The 19,984-nt window shown below is 42.7% G+C and carries 14 protein-coding genes; 6 read left to right on the top strand and 8 right to left on the bottom strand.

Features of this window, described 5'->3' with window-relative positions; genetic code table 11:
* Window positions 1-4: 4 nt before the first annotated feature.
* Window positions 5-3,661: a BamA/TamA family outer membrane protein gene (locus tag BM176_RS22160; RefSeq protein ID WP_090106500.1), complete on the top strand. Its 3,657-nt coding sequence runs from the start codon at window positions 5-7 to the stop codon at window positions 3,659-3,661.
* Window positions 3,662-3,734: 73 nt separating this feature from the next.
* On the opposite strand, the gene BM176_RS22155 is transcribed toward BM176_RS22160, so the two are convergent.
* The 4 genes from BM176_RS22155 to BM176_RS22140 all read right to left on the bottom strand — a co-directional run bounded on the left by BM176_RS22155 (window position 3,735) and on the right by BM176_RS22140 (window position 9,846).
* A complete protein-coding gene (locus tag BM176_RS22155; protein WP_090106499.1) occupies window positions 3,735-6,071 on the bottom strand; it encodes a GAF domain-containing protein in 2,337 nt (778 codons plus the stop codon).
* Between the two features lie 281 nt (window positions 6,072-6,352).
* A complete protein-coding gene (lysA, locus tag BM176_RS22150) occupies window positions 6,353-7,573 on the bottom strand; it encodes a diaminopimelate decarboxylase (RefSeq protein WP_090106498.1) in 1,221 nt (406 codons plus the stop codon).
* A 117-nt stretch (window positions 7,574-7,690) separates the two neighbouring features.
* On the bottom strand, window positions 7,691-8,146 hold the full coding sequence (locus BM176_RS22145) for an RNA-binding S4 domain-containing protein (protein ID WP_090106497.1): 456 nt from the start codon (window positions 8,144-8,146) through the stop codon (window positions 7,691-7,693).
* Window positions 8,147-8,475: 329 nt separating this feature from the next.
* Window positions 8,476-9,846, bottom strand: coding sequence for a dipeptidase (locus tag BM176_RS22140; protein ID WP_090106496.1), 1,371 nt, complete (start codon window positions 9,844-9,846; stop codon window positions 8,476-8,478).
* A gap of 181 nt (window positions 9,847-10,027) precedes the next feature.
* Here BM176_RS22140 and BM176_RS22135 point away from each other — a divergent pair, with 181 nt between their 5' ends.
* Together BM176_RS22135 and BM176_RS22130 are read left to right on the top strand one after the other, a co-directional pair.
* A complete protein-coding gene (locus BM176_RS22135; RefSeq protein ID WP_090106495.1) occupies window positions 10,028-10,399 on the top strand; it encodes a sigma-70 family RNA polymerase sigma factor in 372 nt (123 codons plus the stop codon).
* 31 nt (window positions 10,400-10,430) lie between these two features.
* Window positions 10,431-11,063 carry a hypothetical protein gene (locus BM176_RS22130; protein WP_090106494.1) on the top strand — a complete coding sequence of 211 codons (633 nt, stop codon included), beginning with the start codon at window positions 10,431-10,433 and terminating at the stop codon, window positions 11,061-11,063.
* 13 nt (window positions 11,064-11,076) lie between these two features.
* On the opposite strand, the gene BM176_RS22125 is transcribed toward BM176_RS22130, so the two are convergent.
* Window positions 11,077-11,541, bottom strand: coding sequence for a response regulator (locus BM176_RS22125; RefSeq protein WP_090106493.1), 465 nt, complete (start codon window positions 11,539-11,541; stop codon window positions 11,077-11,079).
* Between the two features lie 422 nt (window positions 11,542-11,963).
* On the opposite strand from BM176_RS22125, the gene BM176_RS22120 reads away from it, so the two are divergent.
* The 3 genes from BM176_RS22120 (at window position 11,964) to BM176_RS22110 (ending at window position 13,929) form a co-directional block, all read left to right on the top strand.
* Window positions 11,964-12,554: a LemA family protein gene (locus BM176_RS22120; RefSeq protein ID WP_090106492.1), complete on the top strand. Its 591-nt coding sequence runs from the start codon at window positions 11,964-11,966 to the stop codon at window positions 12,552-12,554.
* An 11-nt stretch (window positions 12,555-12,565) separates the two neighbouring features.
* Window positions 12,566-13,021 (top strand): TPM domain-containing protein, encoded by a 456-nt coding sequence (locus BM176_RS22115; protein ID WP_090106491.1) that lies wholly within the window; start codon window positions 12,566-12,568, stop codon window positions 13,019-13,021.
* 116 nt (window positions 13,022-13,137) lie between these two features.
* Window positions 13,138-13,929, top strand: coding sequence for a TPM domain-containing protein (locus BM176_RS22110; RefSeq protein WP_090106490.1), 792 nt, complete (start codon window positions 13,138-13,140; stop codon window positions 13,927-13,929).
* A 183-nt stretch (window positions 13,930-14,112) separates the two neighbouring features.
* Here BM176_RS22110 and BM176_RS22105 read toward each other — a convergent pair whose 3' ends face one another.
* The 3 genes from BM176_RS22105 to pgk all read right to left on the bottom strand — a co-directional run bounded on the left by BM176_RS22105 (window position 14,113) and on the right by pgk (window position 19,899).
* Window positions 14,113-17,277 (bottom strand): two-component regulator propeller domain-containing protein, encoded by a 3,165-nt coding sequence (locus BM176_RS22105; RefSeq protein WP_090106489.1) that lies wholly within the window; start codon window positions 17,275-17,277, stop codon window positions 14,113-14,115.
* A gap of 54 nt (window positions 17,278-17,331) precedes the next feature.
* On the bottom strand, window positions 17,332-18,579 hold the full coding sequence (dctA, locus tag BM176_RS22100; RefSeq protein WP_090106488.1) for a C4-dicarboxylate transporter DctA: 1,248 nt from the start codon (window positions 18,577-18,579) through the stop codon (window positions 17,332-17,334).
* A 123-nt stretch (window positions 18,580-18,702) separates the two neighbouring features.
* Complete coding sequence (pgk, locus tag BM176_RS22095) at window positions 18,703-19,899, bottom strand: phosphoglycerate kinase (RefSeq protein WP_090106487.1); 1,197 nt, start codon at window positions 19,897-19,899, stop codon at window positions 18,703-18,705.
* Window positions 19,900-19,984: the final 85 nt, after the last annotated feature.

Raw genomic sequence — 19,984 nt, 5'->3', positions numbered from 1 at the left:
AACGATGATGAAAATATTAAAACATATACTCCCATTTTTACTTCTTCCTATCCTTTCACACGCCCAAACAGATAGCCTGGCCCGCAGGATAATCTTAATAGGCGATGCTGGAGAACTCCATCAGGATGGGCATAACCCAGTAGTAGATGCTGTAAAAAAACGTTTTGATCTGCAGGATGCCCGGAACACTGTATTGTTCCTGGGCGATAATGTATATCCGCTGGGTATGCCCGATGCGGGATCTTCCCACTTTGCTGAGGCCAAACAGATCCTGGATTACCAGGTAGACCTGGTGCGTAATACCGCGACACAGGCCATCTTCATTCCGGGTAATCACGACTGGAAAAAGTCTAAACCCGATGGATGGCAAACCGTGGTGAATGAGCAGCTTTATATAGATTCATTACAACTGCCAAACGTAAATTTCCTGCCCAAAGATGGTTGTCCTGGTCCCGTAGAAGTTGCACTGGACAAGAACGTGACGCTCATTATCATGGATACGGAATGGTGGTTATTCCCCTTTGAGAAGCCGGGAGCAGAATCGTCCTGCAACAGTAAAACCAAAGAAGATGTACTGACGGAACTGAGTGATATTGTGAGCCGGAACCGGAACAAACTGATCATCTTTGCTGCTCATCATCCTTTCCGCAGTTATGGAATTCATGGTGGATATTATACTCTCAAACAACATATCTTCCCATTTACAGATTTCAAATCAGGCCTCTATATTCCGCTGCCTGTTGTGGGATCCATTTATCCTCTCACGCGCGGCGTGTTTGGCACTCCGGAAGACATTCCAAATCCGCAATACCAGCAATTGATCAAAGGCGTGGAAGCCGCTATGAAACCACATGGCCCGGCCGTATTCGTTTCCGGTCACGACCATACCCTACAGTTGATCAAAGACCAGCAGAACTATTATGTGGTTAGTGGCAGCGGGGCTAAAGAGACCCGTGTGAAGAAAGGCAGTAAATCACTGTTTGCCAGTAATGAAAATGGTTATACTGCCCTGGAGATCTCCCGTAGCGGAGTGGTATCTGTAAAATACTATACGGTAGAGAAAGCTGATGTTCCTGTATACACAGCACAGCTCTTCAGTCTGCAGGATATTCGTTTACAGGAAATAGCCAATACCACTCCCCCGGCAAGCGCACTTCCGCCTACCGTGCTAATGGCTGCAGATACACAGTACACCAATAAAGGCAGTTTTCACCGCTGGCTGCTGGGTAGCAACTACCGGCAGGTATGGGCTACACCACTGAATTTCCAGGTGCTGGACCTGCATAAAGAACAAGGCGGATTAAAAGTTTTACAACGTGGAGGCGGACAGCAAACACTGTCATTACGACTCGAAGACAGCTCTGGTGAGGAATGGGTATTACGCTCTCTTAAAAAGTATCCTGAGAAAGCTGTTCCGGAAGCATTAAGAGAAACGGTGGCTAAAGATGTAGTGCAGGATCAGATCTCCGCAGCTAATCCTTACGGCCCGCTGGTAGTCGCTCCCCTTGCAGAAGCTGCGGGGATACCTCATAATAATCCTAAGTTCGTATACCTCCCGAAAGATACTTCGCTGGGCATCTATATGAATACTTTCGGTGATGACGTATACCTGTTTGAAGAACGGGAGGCAAACGTAAAAGGCAAAACACTCAATACCACTAAACTCCTGGAACAGATCCACGGAGATAATGATAACACCGTTAACCAACAAGCTACTTTAAATGCCAGGCTGCTGGATATTATGGTGGGCGACTGGGATCGTCACGACGATCAATGGCGCTGGGGTGTAGATAAAAACAAGAAAGAAAAGACCAAAGTATATTATCCTATTCCGCGCGACAGGGACCAGGCTTTCTTTGTCAACGAAGGAGCCCTCCCCCGCCTGGCAGCACGTAAATGGGCATTACCGAAATTTCAGGGATTCCGTAAAACCATTCCGATTGTAAGCAGACTTAATATGACTGCCCAGCCCTTCGACCGTTCCTTCATGAATGAACTTGATGAGCAGGAATGGAAGGACATTGCCCATACATTTGTACAAAAGATGACCGACAGCGTACTGGCAGATGCAGTAAAACACTTACCTGATACCATCAGATCCCTGGTAGGTGAGCGTACTTATACTACCATGAAAGCACGCAGGGATATCCTGGAAAATGAATCACAGAAGTTTTACCGCTTCCTGGCTAAAGATGTAAATATTACAGGTTCACAAAAAAACGAACTGTTCTCTATCGAACGTTTACCTGAAGGCCGTGTATCCGTTAATGTGAATAAGCTGAATAAAAAAGGAGAAGTGGAGCAAAGCATCTATTCCCGCATCTTTGATCCCAAAGATAGCCATGAACTAAGGCTCTACGGACTGGGAGGTGAAGACCGCTTTGAGATCAAAGGAGATAATCATACTTCTATAAAGATCCGTATCATTGGAGGAAAGGATGCTGATACTTATGTTGACAGCTCTGGCATGCGTGCCGGCAACCATATCCGCATCTATGACCTTACCAATGGTAAAGACAGTTTCTTATTAAGTGGACATGAAAGAAAGACACTGTCTTCAGATCCCTCTGTAATACGTTATGAGCGCACTCCTTTCAAATATGATTTGCTGTTTCCCCTGGTTGCAGGAGGATTCAATAAAGATGATGGTCTCTCCCTCGGGTTAGGCTTTCAGTTCGTTGGTCAGGGATTCCGTAAATCTCCATTCGCAGTAAGACATACCCTTACCGCAAGCCATTCACTGGCAACAAAGGCATGGCAGTTCCGCTATCTCGGGGAATTCACAGATTTCTTCCGTAATACGGACCTCATGTTATCTGCTACTGTTAAAGCTCCGGATAATACTATCAACTTCTTTGGATACGGTAACGAAACAGTGTTTGATAAAAGCGGAGGCAAAACAATCAGCTACTATCGCTCACGTTTTAGCCTGTACGATTTACAACCATTACTACAAACAAAGATATCACCGGATGTGCGGTTGATCTATGGTCCTACATTCACTTACTACAAAATGGACAAGGATGATAATACCAGCCGCCTGATAAACGACTTTGTTCATAACGGTCTTGACTCCCTCGATGTACACCAACCAAAGACCTACGCAGGTTTAAAACTGGGATTACAAATAGATACCCGTGACAATAAAATTGCGGCGACGAGAGGAATATTCTGGAGTACTTATCTTCATGGTAACCAGGGGCTGAATCAGCAACAAAGGCATTACCTCCAGTTGCAAACAGATCTGAGCATCTACACCAGCTTTAACGTTCCGGCCAAACTGGTATTGGTTACCCGCTTTGGTGGTAGTAAGATCTGGGGAGCATATGAATACTTCCAGGCAGTTACTGCAGGCGGCGTACAAAACCTCCGTGGTTATCGTAATTACAGGTTCACCGGCAACAGTATGGTATTTAACAATACTGAGTTACGACTGAAACTGTTTGAATTCCGTTCTTATCTGTTCCCTGCCAGCGTAGGACTCATTGCGTTTAACGATGTGGGACGGGTATGGCAGAAAGGTGAAACTTCAAAAGTATGGCATGATGGTTATGGTGGAGGATTATATTTCTCGCCCATCAATATGTTCATTCTTTCGGCAACTATCGCAAGATCCGAGGAAGAAGTATTACCATATATTTCATTTGGATTCAAATTCTGATAGTCTTATATAAAAAGAGAAGAGCCTGTATCGCAAATGCTATACAGGCTCTTCTCTTTTTATATAAGAAATATTAATCTTCCATATTTACTTTCACACGTAAAGCCCTTAAACCACTTACACCCTGCAGGTCTTCAAGATCCAGGATCTCAACATCAGATGACAGGATCTTTTTATTTTGCAGAAAGTTGATATATTTCAGATATTCTTCCATCTCTTTCGCATATGCATATACGATAGCGATAGTACCTGGCTGGGTAAGGCGTTCTCCCGTTTGGCGGATTCTCACTTTATCAATCCGTTTTTTGATAATCTCATAACGGATATTGTAAGCTCCTTCCACATCAAAGCGACGTTCATCCTGTCGGAAACTAATATCGATTGGATTACTATGAGCCAGCACCAGTTGTGTGGTTAACAAAGGTACTTTCAGGCTTGGAATCAGCCGGTGTGTGAGCCTCGCAATTTCTGCCATAGAAGAAATCTGCCACAGGCGCAGGTTACGCAGATACAGCAGATCAAACTTACGGTTCTGTGCAATGGCCTGTCCTATATATATATTATATTCTACCCCATCTGTGCGGTACTTTTCAAAGTAACATGGGAACGACTGCTGAATCTTCTCCTTTTCTACATCCAGGTAATCACTTATTTCGGCATTGATCTGCGCCAGACTTTCTTCATACTCCTCACGGTGATGCTGGATATGTCCTTCAGACCTGTCTACAAGTGAAAAATAACGTTCCAGTGCCGGCTGTAATACAGGATGGCTCTCGTACAGATGGCGGAACAGTGGCTGAATCTCCTCATCCAGGTAATCATTCACTTTCAGTTCATCTTCAGAAAGCATTCCACTGGTAATACCGGTGATCAGGTCATTATTTTTAAACTGTAACTCTTCAAGGAGAGGCAGATAGATGGTCTTACTGGCATACTCCAGTGTATCTTTTATCAGCAGTAACTGTTCCTTGAGGTCATCATGAATTGCATTACTACGTTCCGTAGAAGAATTCCTGATATCTACTGCGCCATATAAGGGATATACATCTTCAAATGCGATGTTCCCGATATCTTCACGTTCTTTCTTTGGTGTATGCAGATAATGCCATGCAGCATCTACAAACTTCCATTCAACAGCAGGCTGTAAGGCAGTGAACTGTTCTTTTATTACCTGGGTGATCCGGTTTTTCACGATATCCAGTCCGCGGTTCAGCAACATAATCACCAACGGATAAGCAGGTAAAGCTTTACCCATCGTTTGTGCCGTAATCTTGTTGGGTTCAGAAGAAGCCAATTCTACGATGCCCAGCAATTGATCATCATGCCATACAGGGCACATTACAAAGCTCCTGATTCCTTTATGCGGCAGGTATTTCAGGAATGGATAAGTAATGGGTGTTGTTTCATTCACATCGGAAATGAGCAGTGGCTCATGGTTTGTCATCACATGCTGCTGTAATTGCTGAAACAGCAGCTGCTGTTGTTTATTATTACCGATTACGCCCAGCATCAAACCACTATCACAACGATTACATTCCAGTACATAACGCCCGTTTATTTTAGGAACCGGAATAATATGTACGCTGATATCAGGTTCCTGCATCATAGATTGTACTTCTTCTTCCATGCGGCGGTAAGTTTGATTTTCATTACCATCTGTCATGTTAAGAATCAGGTTCCTCATACTATTCTGCACTTCCTCATGGGTAACATCCTGCATGGTCCATATCACAAATCCTTCAAGCGCAAAGTTCTTCAGTGGTATTAATTCCTGTAATACTTCCAGCGAAAACTGTCGTTTACAAAGGCTATCATAAGGGACTGCAGGAATTTCTCCTTTTACCTTTACATCTACAAAGCGGGGATCGACATGTAGCTTTACATATTTCTTCAATCCATTTCCACCAGGCACTGCTATCTGATGAATAATTTCATCCTGATAAGTTACCGGGTATTGATATACTTTTTCCAGTATCAGTTTATATAGCCATTCCTGTTTATCACGTTTTACCTTTTCCTCGGACATACCTTCCGGTACTTCTATCAGTTGATCGCCTTCGGGTGTAAACAGTTTTTTGAAGAGATCTGAATAATAAAAAATAGCAAATTTATTGGGGATACCTATGCCATAGATATCCTTATCCATGTCTATTGTAACTGGAAAAATAGTAGCCAGGATCAGGTCAAGATATTCCTGGTAAGCAGACATGTCATCAGCTCCGGCGATAGGTCCCAGCAGAGCCGGATTACCTTCAAAACGTTTTATGATCTGTTGATAATATGCGGCACGTGCATCTTCCTTGTTTGTTGCCTTTTGTTTCAGAAAATTTACATAAGGGGCGAAAGAGATATGGCTGTCTATCAAGGCCTCTTCTTTAAATATTTCCGAATTGGCGGATAATACTTTCATAATCTAAAGTGTGTAAAATTGACTCATCTTATATATGCAGACGGTTGAGAACATAAAATATTGTGTCTGTTCAAAGCAGGTGACAGTATGCAGGATTAAGCTGAAGGTTGATAGATAATTTTAGCAAAGTTATAACAAATCAGGTATATCAAACGCAAAAAAAATTGCAGATCTGCCGTGGCAAACCTGCAATAATATTTTAACATTTGTAATTGTTTATAATTCTATCTGGTAACAAAAATGCAATTTATCTTGTTACGCAGCGGTGACTTTTGTCTTACTTATAATTCGATCTGGTTACGTAGTAAATCCTCTAAAACATCTCTTTTACGGATCAGTTGAGCTTTGCCATCTTTTATTAATACCTCAGCTGGTTTCAGGCGGGAGTTAAAATTTGATGACATTTCAAACCCATAGGCGCCGGCATTATAGAATACCAGGTAATCACCTTCTCTTACTTCGTTCAGTTTGCGATCCCATCCGAAAGTATCTGTTTCACAGATATTTCCCACTACGGTATAGATCCGTTCTGTTCCTTTAGGATTGGAGATATTACGGATCAGGTGGAAGGCATCGTAGAACATAGGGCGGATCAGGTGGTTAAAACCTGAATTTACACCTACGAACACAGTTGCTGTTGTTTGCTTGATTACATTCGCTTTTACAACAAAATAACCACTCTGGCTTACCAGGAACTTACCTGGTTCAAACCATACCTGAAGGGGACGGGTATATGTTTTATTGAATTTATTGAAGGCATCTGACAGTTTTCTACCCAGCAATGACATATCTGTTTCCGGATCGCCAGTCTGGTAGGCTACTTTAAATCCACTACCAAGGTCAATAAATTCAAGGTCGGGGAAGTTAATAGCCAGTTCAAACATGATATCTACTCCACGCAGGAATACATCCACATCTTTGATCTCGGAGCCGGTATGCATATGCAAACCAGTCACTTTCAGTTTGGTGCTCTTCACGATCCGTTCAATATGACGCATCTGGTGAATAGAAATACCAAATTTACTGTCTACGTGGCCGGTGGAGATCTTGTAATTCCCTCCTGCCATGATATGTGGGTTCAGTCTGATACAGATAGGATAGCTATCGCCGAAGCGGTTACCAAACTGTTCAAGGATGGAGATATTATCAATATTGATGTTCACCCCCAGGTCTTTCGCAGCAATGATCTCGTCGAGATCCACACAGTTAGGGGTAAAAATTATGTTTTTAGGATCAAAGCCGGCCTTCAGTCCCAGTTGTACCTCATTGATAGATACAGTATCCAGTCCGCAGCCAAGGGAGTTGATATACTTCAGGATATTGATATTGGTAAGGGCCTTACAGGCATAGAAAAAGCGGGCATCCGTTTTATGGAAAGCGTCTTGCAGCTTTTCGTACTGGATTTTTATTTTCTCAGCATGGTATATATATACCGGTGTTCCAAATTCTTCTGCCACTTTTACCAGGAAATCTGTGGAGAGGACATCGCTTTGTTTAGACATTTATGAATTCAGATTTACAATTTTCGCATGTAGGACGGCCTCAAAAGTGAACAGGCACTTTTGGATCTTCCTAAAAGTCTGCGAATTTACTACGCAAAATCCAGAAAAGAGAATATACTATTCTTCTTCATCTCCGTCCATGAAACCGTCCAGACTACGTCTTTCCTTTTTGGTAGGACGGCCAATCTTACTGGGACGTTTTCCGGTATCGAAGCTGAAGGCAGTACTCTGTATCACCTTATCCTCTTCGGGAGTAATATCCAGGTAGTGTTTAATGGCTTCGGCATATTGTACCCTGCTGGGTAACAGGCTGAGTACTTCAATCTTCCATTTACGGGCTTCGTTCCTGATATCATACTTATCACCTATCGCAACAGCGCGGGAAGCTTTCACGGAATTACCATTCAGTTTTACTTTCCCGGCTTCGCAGGCAGCTGATGCCTGGGAACGGGTTTTAAATATGCGGATAGCCCAGAGATATTTATCTAGCCGGAGTTTTTCTGTGTTCTGCACTATTGAAAATACTTTTTGCAAAAGTAACCCTTTTCTGGTTTTGCCTGGGTTAGTTGCCATTGAAGGTTTATCTCAATAAAGTGTGGTTTATCTTTAAACGCATGCCTAAACTATGTGTAAAGCATAGATAAAGCATATCTCTAGAGGTATGCTTTATCTATGCTTTATCTATGCTTTATCTATGCTTTACATATGCTTTATATATGCTTTATCTCTCTGTAACTGAGCATAGCAGAGTCTTTCCAGCGATTTTAAAGCACTGTTTCAGATCATTTTTACAGCTAAATTGGAATATTTATAATTTCAGATAATATATATGACCACTATTATCAATAAAAAACCCGGCTTCTGAGAAGCCGGGTTCTATGAATTATATCTGTAAAACGGGATTATTTACCCATTTCTGCGAAGTATTTGTGGAAATAAGGGATGGTTTCAATGCCCTTATAGAAGTTAGCCAGCCCGTATTTCTCATTGGGAGAGTGCAGGTTATCGCTATCCAGACCAAAGCCCATCAGGATGGTTTTAAGTCCCAGCTCTTTCTCAAAAAGCGCTACGATAGGAATGCTGCCACCACCACGCACCGGAATAGGCGCTTTGCCAAAAGTGGCTTTAACCGCTTCACTTGCTGCTTTAAAAGCAACATGATCTATAGGTGTAACATAAGGGCTACCGCCATGGTGAGTTGTTACTTTTACCTTTACAGACTTAGGAGCGATCTTTTCAAAATGTGCTTTGAACAGCTCTGAGATCTCAATCCAATCCTGGTTAGGTACCAGGCGCATTGAGATTTTGGCAGATGCTTTGGAAGGCAACACTGTTTTTGAGCCTTCGCCGGTATAACCACCCCAGATGCCATTCACTTCCAGCGTAGGCCGGATACCGGTACGTTCTATTGTAGAATATCCTTTTTCGCCCCACAGTTCATTTACACCCAGGTCCTTTTTGTATTCTGCTTCGTCAAATGGAGCAGCATTCAGGGCTGCTCTTTCTTCTTTGCTGAGATCCTGTACTTTATCGTAGAAGCCGGGAATAGTGACATGATTATTCTCATCGTGCATGGAAGCAATCAACTGGCACAGGATAGTGGCAGGATTGGCAACAGCTCCACCATATACACCGCTGTGCAGGTCACGGTTAGGACCGGTCACTTCAACTTCCATGTAGGAAAGTCCGCGCAGGCCGGTATCCAGGGAGGGATTTTCAAGGCTTAACATAGAGGTATCTGAAATCAGGACTACATCTGCTTTCAGGCGTTCTTTGTTTTCTTTAATAAAGATCCCCAGGTTGGCAGAGCCTACTTCTTCCTCCCCTTCTATCATAAATTTGATATTGCAGGGCAGGGTGTTGGTTTTAGCCATTGTTTCAAATGCTTTGACGTGCATATAGAACTGGCCTTTATCGTCCGCGCTGCCGCGGGCGTAGATCTTATCGTCTTTAATTACGGGCTCAAACGGACCGCTGTCCCACAATTCAAGCGGATCGGCAGGCTGTACATCATAATGACCGTATACGAGTACGGTAGGCAGTGCTTTATCGATGATTTTTTCACCGTATACGATCGGGTGGCCAGCAGTAGCGCATACTTCCACATTATCGGCTCCCGCATCCTGCAAACCCTGCTTTACCATTTCAGCACAAGCCTTTACGTCTTTGCTGTAGCCAGAGTCTGCACTAACAGAAGGAATGCGTAGCAGTGCCAGCAGTTCATCCAGAAAACGATCTTTATTCTTTGCCTGATAATCTTTCCAAACTTGCATGTTTCTGTAGTTAACTTTTTAGAATGGGTGCAATTTAAGGGAAAGTCATAAATTAAACTTTATTGGATTTAGCTGTTATTTACTCTCGTTAACAAGGCATTAACAATTTTATGAATCTTTTATTCGACCTTAAGCGCCTGTTTCCATTAAATCGTACACCAATACAAAACCCCTTTATAGTATGCAAATCAGCGAGGATACCGCTATGTTATCCGCATTAAAGGATAACAGCCTCAATGCCTACCAGTATTTTTTCATGAAGTATTATAAACCCCTTTGCATTAAAGCATGCCAGATGATCGGCAATATGGAAAAAGCAAAAGAAATAGTACAACAACTATTCATTGAAGTATGGAAAACTGGTACATACAGAAGTATTGAACATTCACCGGGAGGTTTTTTTTATCAGCTTGTTTGTCAGCAATGCAGAGAAATAAAGACAAATGAGGACAAGGAAACAGAACGTTTGAAAACACAATGCCCTCCCTGTAAAACAGGACCAGCATTGATACCTCAGGCATTGCACTCACATTTGCTTGTAACCACACAATAAAACTATTGTCTATAATCTCTTCTTTATAAAAATGAAGTACGACCAAGAGTATATATACTCATTACTATTGCGAAAGCAACTTGGCGAATTGTCTGAAGTGGAAAACAAGTTGTTGCAAAAGGTGATGGAAACCGACGAGCAGGTGCGTAACTGCTATTACGAACAGGAAGAAGCAAAACGTTATACATTCAATGCTTTCCTGGAAGATCTTCGCGGGGAGCATGACTGGTACAAAATAAATGCGGTATTAAAGCCCAAGCCACTATACACCAGGATTTTTTATTTCCTGAAAAGATACAGCACTCTTGCTGCGATTCTTTTTACGGGAATGGCAATAGCGGTGTTTCACAGCAGGCGTAATACCCGCAAAGTTCCTGCTACGGCTGTACATCTTGCTCAGCATAAACTACGGTATCATTCTTTTGTAAAACGCGTTAAGAACGACACCATCTATAAGCATAATTCTATTAAATGGAATAAACTCATAATTCCTCCGCAAGCGGATTCTCTAATTGAGGTCTCTGGTGGGACTAAAGTACATCTGAATGGCAGTCTTACTAAAGACAAGCCACTGATAGGCTTTCTGAATGAAGTATGTAAAGGATTAGAGCTTGAATATAAAGTGTATGATGAAACTATACATTTCCCATTACGCAAGCCTTAAAATAAAGTTTTCTTTAAGAAATTAATTTCTGACGCAATAGAAACTCCAGCTTCTCATTTACGTCCAGCAGTTTTGCTGTTAACTCCTTATTTTCTTTACGGAGAGAGTATACTTCGTATGCTTTTTCAATATTATGCCTTAATTCTTCTTCGTTCCATGGTTTAGAAAAGTATTTATATACCTGACCTTTATTGATGGCATCTATTACGGCATTAATATCCGCATAACCGGTGAGTAAAATACGGATAGGTTCCGGATACTTATCAAGGATGGATTCGAAAAACTCTATGCCTGTCATTTTGGGCATCCGTTGATCGGAAATGATGATCTGGATTTCTTCTTTCCCGAGCAACGCTTCTGCCTCTTCCGCAGAGACTGCCGTAAAAACTGTATAAAGTCTACGGAAAGATGCTTTAAAGGCATTTAGATTATGGATTTCATCATCAATATACAGAATATGGATGTGTTGTGCACTCATTGACGCAGACTTAAATTCAATTTAATTAAAAATAAAAGCGTTACAAACGAATGAAAGAAGGGATAGGTATGAATAATTAAAGTTTGTCTATTAAAAATAGCATAACTCCCTAAAAGACAGGGTGTTCCATATCTTTTCATTAGGAAATAACAGTAAAATTATAGAGAAACATGCATTTGGAGTGTGTTTTTTTCGACAATGACAATAACTTTTCTGTGAAAGTAAAGTAACGACGTTTTATCGTTCTACGAACACTTACAAATTAAAAAAAGCGATCAGGTTTGTTTTTGCTTTTTGACTAATTTCGTGTAGGTTTGAACAACTCAGTACGGTTATGTACTAATATGCACATAACCAAAGTGATATACTCATCGTATTGTTTAATGTGACGAACCGGCATTTAACTCTAAATTAAAACTCAAATGAAAAAAAGTACACTCGTTATCGTGATTATTCTCGCCGTTGTTGTTATTTTCGGCGGTTGTGGCGTTTCAAAATATAACTCGCTGGTACAGCAGGATGAAGTAGTAAAAAATAAATGGGGAGCTGTGCAAAGCCAATATCAGCGCAGAGCAGACCTGATACCAAATCTGGTAAGTACTGTAAAGGGAGCTGCCAATTTCGAGAAAGAAACTTTAACGCAGGTCATGGAAGCCCGTGCAAAAGCTACGCAAATCACGGTGAATGCAAACGATCTTTCTCCTGAAAAAATACAGCAGTTTCAGGCAGCACAGGGACAATTAAGTGCTGCATTGGGCAGGTTACTGGCAGTGTCTGAAAGTTATCCTGAATTAAAAGCTAACCAGAATTTCCTTGATCTGCAGGCGCAACTGGAAGGTACAGAAAACAGGATCACTGTTGCACGTAACGATTTCAATGATGCTGTAAAAGGCTATAATAGTGGAGTACGTACTTTTCCTGGTAATATCATTGCAGGAATAGGTGGATTCCATCAGAAAGGATATTTTGAAGCCGATAAGGGGTCTGAAAATGCACCTAAAGTGCAATTCTAAAAATCTGTTTTATGGGCATATTTTCTTTCAAAAAGAAAGAGTTATTGACCGAAGCTGAAAAGCAACGGCTGGTACAGGCCGTTCGGGCAGCCGAAAGGCTTACAAGCGGAGAAATACGGCTGTACATAGAAAGTCATTGCAAGTTTGTTAATCCGGTAGACAGGGCACAGGAAATATTCCTGCAACTTGGTATGGAGAAAACAAAACGCCGCAATGGAGTACTACTCTATATTGCCCTTAAAAGTCGTCAATACGCCATTGTAGGCGACAAAGGTATTCATGAAAAAGTGGGGAGTGATTTCTGGCAGAAAGAATCCCAGTTATTACGCACCCATTTTGCCAACGGCCGGATATTTGACGGCATTGAGGCCTGTATAAAAGAAACAGGAGAATCATTATGCCTGTATTTCCCGTTTGAAGCAGGCGATGATAATGAATTACCGGATGATATTGTTATCGGGAGATAAATAATAATGGGGCTGAATCAATAAAATTCCTGCTACAACTATAAGTGTTTAAGCACTTATTGCAGCTTTATCAGGAAACCTTTGTTGGATCAGTCCCATTTATAAAATTATATACAATGAGGAAATTTGGCTTGATTTGGCTGATTGCGTTATTGATCTCTACAGTTACCGGATGGCAGGTACAGGCACAGGATATTCCTCCCCGTCCTAATCCTCCGCGACTGGTAAATGATCTGGCAGGTGTACTGCTGAGAGATGAGGCAGATATGCTGGAAAGCAAACTAATAGCCTATAACGATAGTACCTCTACGCAAATAGCTGTAGTTACCGTAAAAACAACAGGGAACTATGATGTTAGCGAAGTAGCCCTGAAAATACTACGGGACTGGGGGGTAGGGACCAAAGAGAAGAATAACGGTATAGTACTGCTGATAGCTGTTGATGACCGGAAAATAAGAATAGAAACCGGGACCGGTATGGAAGGAGTACTTCCTGATGCTATCGCCAACCGGATCATTGACCAGATTATCGCTCCTAACTTTAAAGAAGGACATTATTACCAGGGGATAGATGAAGGCGTAGACAAAATTATACAGGCAGCAGCTGGTGAATACAAAGGTATTCCCAAAAGCCGCAAAGGTGGCGGCGGAGCTGCCATGCTGATAGGATTCATAATCATTGTAATCATCATTTCCATTATTAATAACCGCCGTGGTGGCGGTGGTGGTACTACCATCAGCAGACGCGGATGGGGAGGCTGGATAGGACCTATTATTGCCGGTGGCCTTAGTAGCGGTTTTGGAGGTGGCAGTCGTGGCGGAAGCTGGGGCGGCGGCGGAGGAGGAGGCGGTTTCGGGGGCTTTGGAGGAGGCTCCGGGAGCGGTGGAGGAGCAAGTGGAAGCTGGTAATGTCTTAATTATACCTTGTTAATGTAGCTTTATAAATTGTTAATGATCAATAAATACGCTGTATTTATTGATCATTAACAATCCCTCTTTATCAGCATCCCTACACGTGTTAATTTTTAATTCTGTCCGTAAACAGGATATTGGCTTTTACAAGAAAGGATATTGACCCTTATACAAGAAATCTTATACCTCACTCATCGGGAACCATACATTTACCCTTGTTCCACAGGGTGTCCCTGCATCATCAAAAAGATCTTCAATATCAAATGTGGCATCCAGGTTAAAACGATTATTATATAGTGTCAGTCTGTCCCTGGTAATTTGCAATCCCCTTGAATGATGCATATGCCCGGATTGCTGACGTAAAGCGGAAGCACCATCTCTCCCTATCCCATCATCCTTAATAATACACAACACACGATCTTTAATCTTATGAAAAGCAATGCTCACATGCCCTTTTTCTTTTTTATACAGTAATCCATGCCAGATGGCATTCTCTACAAATGGCTGTAATACCATCGTCGGGATATCTGTGAAGTCTGCATCCAGGTCATCATCCACGGTAATACTATAGCTGAACTGATCGGCAAAACGAAGTTTCTCCAGTTCCAGATAATTTTCCAGCATCTTTATTTCCCTGGAAACCGGGATGATATTCAGTTGGGAAGTATCCAGCACATTCCTTATGAGGCGGGCAAAACGACTCAGGTAAGATAATGCCTGCTCAGTTTCATTCTTCATCATAAATGTCTGGATAGAGTTAAGCGCATTAAAGATGAAATGAGGATTCATCTGCGCACGCAGCGCTTTCATTTCCAGTTGAGCCATCTGTTGCTGAACCGCTGTTCTGCGTCTGGCTTCCTGTTTAATATAGTATATGCGTAGTTTGAAATAAAGGTATATCAGGAAGATGATCAGCAATAAACACAGCACCTTAAACCAGGTGGTTTGCCAAAAGGCTGGTAGAATATTGATCCGTAATTCTGTGATACCGGCAGAAAAAGTACCAGCCGTATTCACACTCCTTACCCTGAAGGTATAGTTACCAGGTGGTAGATTGGTGTATCTGGCTACCAGCATACCTTCTGCTTTTACCCATTTTTCATCTACGCCTTCCAGTTGGTAGAGATACCGGATTACCTCATGATGATATTGCAGGCTTTTAAATTCGATACTGATAATATTCTGTCTGTAAGATAGCATAACCGGCTTCCCCAGAGATAAGTGTACAGAGCTGTCCATTGTTTTGAAACCGATGATGGTTACATCAGGAGGAGGAGGCGCAGTTTTCAGTCCGTCCGGGTCAAATATTATAAAATGGTCGGATGCACCCACCATCAACCGCCCATCCTGCAGCCGGGTAATATATCGTCTTACCTTGCGGTTATTATCAATAATATCATCTGTTTGTGTAAATGTGCTGATGGAAAAATTGGTGCTGTTAAAACGGTAGAATCCAAGCTGCGTAGTAAACCACAGGCCGTTATGGTCATCCTTCTGTATGCTCAGGACCCATTCATCAAAGAGGGCACCGTTTATCTTTAATGATTTCACGTTACCCGTCCGGGTATTATAAAACCATAATCCATGGTCTGTACCGGCTACCAGGGTAGTATCGTTCAGCATATTGATGCTGGTGATATTGCTGATAGAGAGTTTATCGATATGAAAAATAATTGCCGAACTGACAGTTTGAGTAAAGCGGTTAAACCTTATCAGTCCGGCATCGCTGGTAGATAACCAGAGCAGAGAATCCTGCTGTAAGGCAATATCCATGACCGTTATAGGGCGCTTCAGATAATTGGTGAGCGCCGGGTAGTGATAAAAACGGTTATGCTTAGGGTCCCAGCGGGCCAGTCCTTTTTTGTATAAGCCTATCCATACCGCTGTATCATTTTCCACCTCCATGGCCATCAATGTTTGTTCACCGAAGAGAGGGGATTGGTGATGTGCTGTAAAAATTCCTTTCTGCGGATCGAAGACGGATAACCAGCCATTTTCTTGTCCCACCAGGACTTTTCCATCGGGCATTTCAGCAAAGCTCCATACAAGGTTGTGATCTTCCGGCAGGAAATGCAGGGAATCATTCTCTCCGTGTGCTAATTGTTTTTTGAATGCCAGTGTCGGAGCCAGCCAACTGAAACCTTTGCCCCAGTAACCTGCATAGATATTGCCTTTACTATCCTGGAATAATCCCGTCACTTCGGCTTTGGGTAGTTTGCCGGAAGAGCCTTTAAATACGGTATGATTATTCATGATCCGGAAGGACTTATCTGACAGGCTCAGAATATTCACGCCTGCATCAGTGCCTATCCACAGGTAGCCATCACGGTCGCTCAGGAAACAATTTGCTTCGAAAGCGTAGTGTAGTCCACTTTCATCTTCATTATCGGCAGTGATATTTATTGTAAAGCGATGGCTGCTATCGTCGAAACGGTAAACACCTCCCAACTCGGTAGCAACCCATGTATTATGGTCCTTGTCTGTACAGAAGTCGGTGATTATATTACCGGGAGGATCTCTTTTACGGTCAGATTTCAGAGGCAGTTTATACCTATCAAGAACACCACTATCAAGATGATAACAATAGAGCACACTGTGGCCACGGACGGACGCCCACAATCGGCGTTGTTCATCTATATAAAATTTCCGGACGCTGCCATTTACAGCCAGCAAAGGGTTTCGCAATGGATTATTAGTTGCACTGTACAGGCGTCTCCGGCTCTCATCCAGCATATATATACCATTCCTTCCGCTGATCCACAGATTGCCCATATCATCTTCAATGATGGCACTATACATTTCCCGTCTTAATACTTCCGGAAGATGAGCCGGTTTTACAAACTGTTCTTTTGAGGCATCATATTGCAGTAGTCCTTCCTGTGTGGTGATCCAAATTATTCCAGTGTGGTCTTCAATGATCTGACTACAATTCAGGTTTCCCTGTACAGCCGGCAGAATATCTGTCTTCAGCACTTTTACCTTTGCCATAACGGGATCATAATACCGGATATTATCCGGCGCCCCCATCCAGATACGACCTTGTTTGTCTTCGCACAGGCATATATCGTCATAATAAATAGAACCGGGAACTTTATCGAAGCTGGCGATAGTCACCAGGTTTTGTCCGTCATAGCGTTGCAATGCGGTACTGGCTATCCAGATAAAGCCTTTTCTGTCCTGCATAATAGCAGATACATGATTGCTGGCCAGACCGTTCCGGATATCCAGGTGCATGAAAGAATAAGAGATATCGGAATCCTGTGCTTTTGCAGGCAGAAAGCAAAAAGCCACCACCCATAAAAAGGCGGTAAAGCAACACAGACCTTTGGAGAGGATCGATATCATACAGTGGGAAAAGATAAGGGGTTATTCAGCAAATGGTTGCACCCTTATCTAAAATTAAGTATTATGTGTTGCTTGACGATACATTTCTTCATCAAACGCATTTTCGCTTTTAGCCATTACGATAGTTGCCACTCCGTTACCTATGAGGTTGGTAATAGCACGGGCTTCAGACATAAATCTGTCTACCCCTATCAGGATGGCCAGTCCTTCTACAGGAATCACCTTGATCACTGATAAGGTAGATGCCAAAACGATGAATCCACTTCCGGTAATTCCTGCAGCACCTTTTGAGGTGATCATCAGGATGCCCAGTACTGTTAGTTCCTGCCATATTGTTAAGGGCACATTAAATACCTGCGCCAGGAATATAACTGCCATAGACAGGTAGATACTGGTACCATCCAGGTTAAAGGAATATCCCGCAGGTACTACCAGGCCCACAACCTCCCGGGAACAACCTAGTTTTTCCAGCCGTTCCATTAATCCTGGCAGGGCAGATTCGGAAGAAGAGGTACCCAGCACCAGTAATATTTCGTTACGTATATATTTCAGATAGCGCCACAGGCTAAAACCATAAAAACGGGCAATGCCATTCAAAACCACAAAAATGAAGAGGAACATTGTCAGGTATACACACCCCATTAGTTTCACCATTGGGGTGAGTGATTGCAATCCAAAACTGCCAATAGTGTAAGCCATGCCGCCAAAGGCTCCCAGTGGTGCCAGCCGCATAATGAACTTCAGGATATTAAAGAAAACCTCTCCCAGTCTTTCAAAAGTTCCAAGTAATGATGAAGCAGCGGGGCCATTCAGTTTGGTGATACCATAACCAAACAGAATAGCAAACACCAGCACCTGCAGGATATCCCCTTTCGCAAAAGCATCTATAGCGTTTGAAGGCACGATATGCATCAGAAACTCTGTCCAGTTGAATGCCGCAGCATCTTTTTCTATTTTGGCAAGGGCAGATGCATTTGTATTGGTAAAGATAACCCCATAGCCGGGTTTCAGCAGATTTGCAACAACGATTCCTATTGTAATTGCCAGGGTAGTAACGATCTCAAAATACAGCAGGGCCTTTCCTCCTACCCGTCCTACTTTTTTCATATCTCCCATCCTTGCAATACCCAATACGATGGTAAGGAATATGATGGGAGCTATCAGCATTTTGATCAGGTTAATAAAAACTTCGCTTATCACTTTGCCGGTACCGGCAAAACCGGGAAAGAATGCACCTACGAGTATACCGAGTATTATTGCGATGATTACCTGGAAATATAAATGCCGGAAAAGTTTGCTCATACTCATCAATATACTCAAAAAATGTAAAATGTTTAATAGTGGCAGGAGATATATAATTCAAAACGCCCGACACTGGCTGCAAAAGCAACCGTGTAGGGCGTTTGAATTATATGTTGAAGGAGATTATCCTTTGATTGCAGCGATACCTGGTAAGGTTTTACCTTCAAAGTATTCCAGCAGTGCACCACCACCGGTGGATACGTAGCTTACTTTGTCGGCCAGGCCAAACTGGTTTACAGCAGCAACGGAGTCGCCGCCACCTACCAGAGAGAAAGCACCCTGTGAAGTAGCTTTAGCGATAGCATTTGCCACTGCTTTTGTACCATGCTGGAAGGCAGCCATTTCAAACACACCCATAGGACCGTTCCACAGGATGGTTTTTGATTGCTGGATAGTTTCGCTGAATATTGCTACTGATTTTTCGCCTATATCCAATCCCATCCAGCCGGCAGGGATGTTATCGTTGCTAACCGCCTGGGTATTTGCATCGGCAGCAAACTTGTCTGCAGCGATAGAATCTACCGGAAGGATCAGCGCAACGCCTTTAGCTTTTGCTTTCGCCAGCAGTTCGAGTGCCAGGTCCAGTTTTTCTGTTTCACACAGTGAGCTACCTATTTCTTTACCCTGAGCTTTCAGGAAAGTGTAAGCCATACCTCCACCGATGATAATATTATTTGCTCTTTCCAGCAGGTTTTCTATGATGAGGATTTTATCGCTCACCTTAGCACCACCGAGGATAGCGGTAAACGGTCTTTCAGATTTGTGTAATACTTTTTCTGCGTTACCTACTTCAGCTTCCATCAGCAGGCCGAATATACGTTTATCTGAAGGGTAGAATTCAGCAATAACAGCGGTAGAAGCGTGAGCACGGTGAGCGGTACCGAAGGCATCGTTCACGTAAACATCTCCCAGTTTAGAGAGTTTTTCTGCAAATGTTTTATCTCCTTTTTCTTCTTCTTTGTAGAAGCGGAGGTTTTCCAGCAGTAGTACCTCTCCAGGTTGCAGGCTGGCGGCTGCAGCTTCTGCTACGGGGCCAACACAGTCTTCTGCAAACTTCACGGTAGTACCTTCCAGAAGTTTCACCAGGTGGTAAACCAGGTGTTTCAGGGAATACTTATCAGTAGGACCATCTTTTGGACGACCCAGGTGAGACATCAGGATCACGCTACCGCCATCTTTCAGGATCTTTTTGATCGTAGGAACGGCAGCAGTCATGCGGGTATCATCAGTAATTTCATATTTATCATTCAGGGGCACGTTGAAGTCAACACGCACGAGAGCCTTGTGACCGCTGAAATTGAAATCGGAGAATTTGCTCATTTGTGAACTATTTTAAGATGGAGAGGTCTGGTGAGTAAATGGTAAATGGTGAACAGTGAATGGTGATCATTCACCATTTACCATT

Origin of the sequence: Chitinophaga sp. CF118, from assembly GCF_900112615.1 — a bacterium.
Lineage (GTDB): Bacteria > Bacteroidota > Bacteroidia > Chitinophagales > Chitinophagaceae > Chitinophaga.
Note: the sequence above shows the minus strand (reverse complement) of the source record. Positions and strands in the feature narration are given on the sequence as shown.

Coding starts and splice junctions, on each gene's coding strand:
- BM176_RS22160 (WP_090106500.1), top strand. CDS start 5: ATGATGAAAATATTAAAACATATACTCCCATTTTTACTTCTTCCTATC.
- BM176_RS22155 (WP_090106499.1), bottom strand. CDS start 6,071: ATGAAAGTATTATCCGCCAATTCGGAAATATTTAAAGAAGAGGCCTTG.
- lysA (WP_090106498.1), bottom strand. CDS start 7,573: ATGTCTAAACAAAGCGATGTCCTCTCCACAGATTTCCTGGTAAAAGTG.
- BM176_RS22145 (WP_090106497.1), bottom strand. CDS start 8,146: ATGGCAACTAACCCAGGCAAAACCAGAAAAGGGTTACTTTTGCAAAAA.
- BM176_RS22140 (WP_090106496.1), bottom strand. CDS start 9,846: ATGCAAGTTTGGAAAGATTATCAGGCAAAGAATAAAGATCGTTTTCTG.
- BM176_RS22135 (WP_090106495.1), top strand. CDS start 10,028: ATGCAAATCAGCGAGGATACCGCTATGTTATCCGCATTAAAGGATAAC.
- BM176_RS22130 (WP_090106494.1), top strand. CDS start 10,431: ATGAAGTACGACCAAGAGTATATATACTCATTACTATTGCGAAAGCAA.
- BM176_RS22125 (WP_090106493.1), bottom strand. CDS start 11,541: ATGAGTGCACAACACATCCATATTCTGTATATTGATGATGAAATCCAT.
- BM176_RS22120 (WP_090106492.1), top strand. CDS start 11,964: ATGAAAAAAAGTACACTCGTTATCGTGATTATTCTCGCCGTTGTTGTT.
- BM176_RS22115 (WP_090106491.1), top strand. CDS start 12,566: ATGGGCATATTTTCTTTCAAAAAGAAAGAGTTATTGACCGAAGCTGAA.
- BM176_RS22110 (WP_090106490.1), top strand. CDS start 13,138: ATGAGGAAATTTGGCTTGATTTGGCTGATTGCGTTATTGATCTCTACA.
- BM176_RS22105 (WP_090106489.1), bottom strand. CDS start 17,277: ATGATATCGATCCTCTCCAAAGGTCTGTGTTGCTTTACCGCCTTTTTA.
- dctA (WP_090106488.1), bottom strand. CDS start 18,579: ATGAGCAAACTTTTCCGGCATTTATATTTCCAGGTAATCATCGCAATA.
- pgk (WP_090106487.1), bottom strand. CDS start 19,899: ATGAGCAAATTCTCCGATTTCAATTTCAGCGGTCACAAGGCTCTCGTG.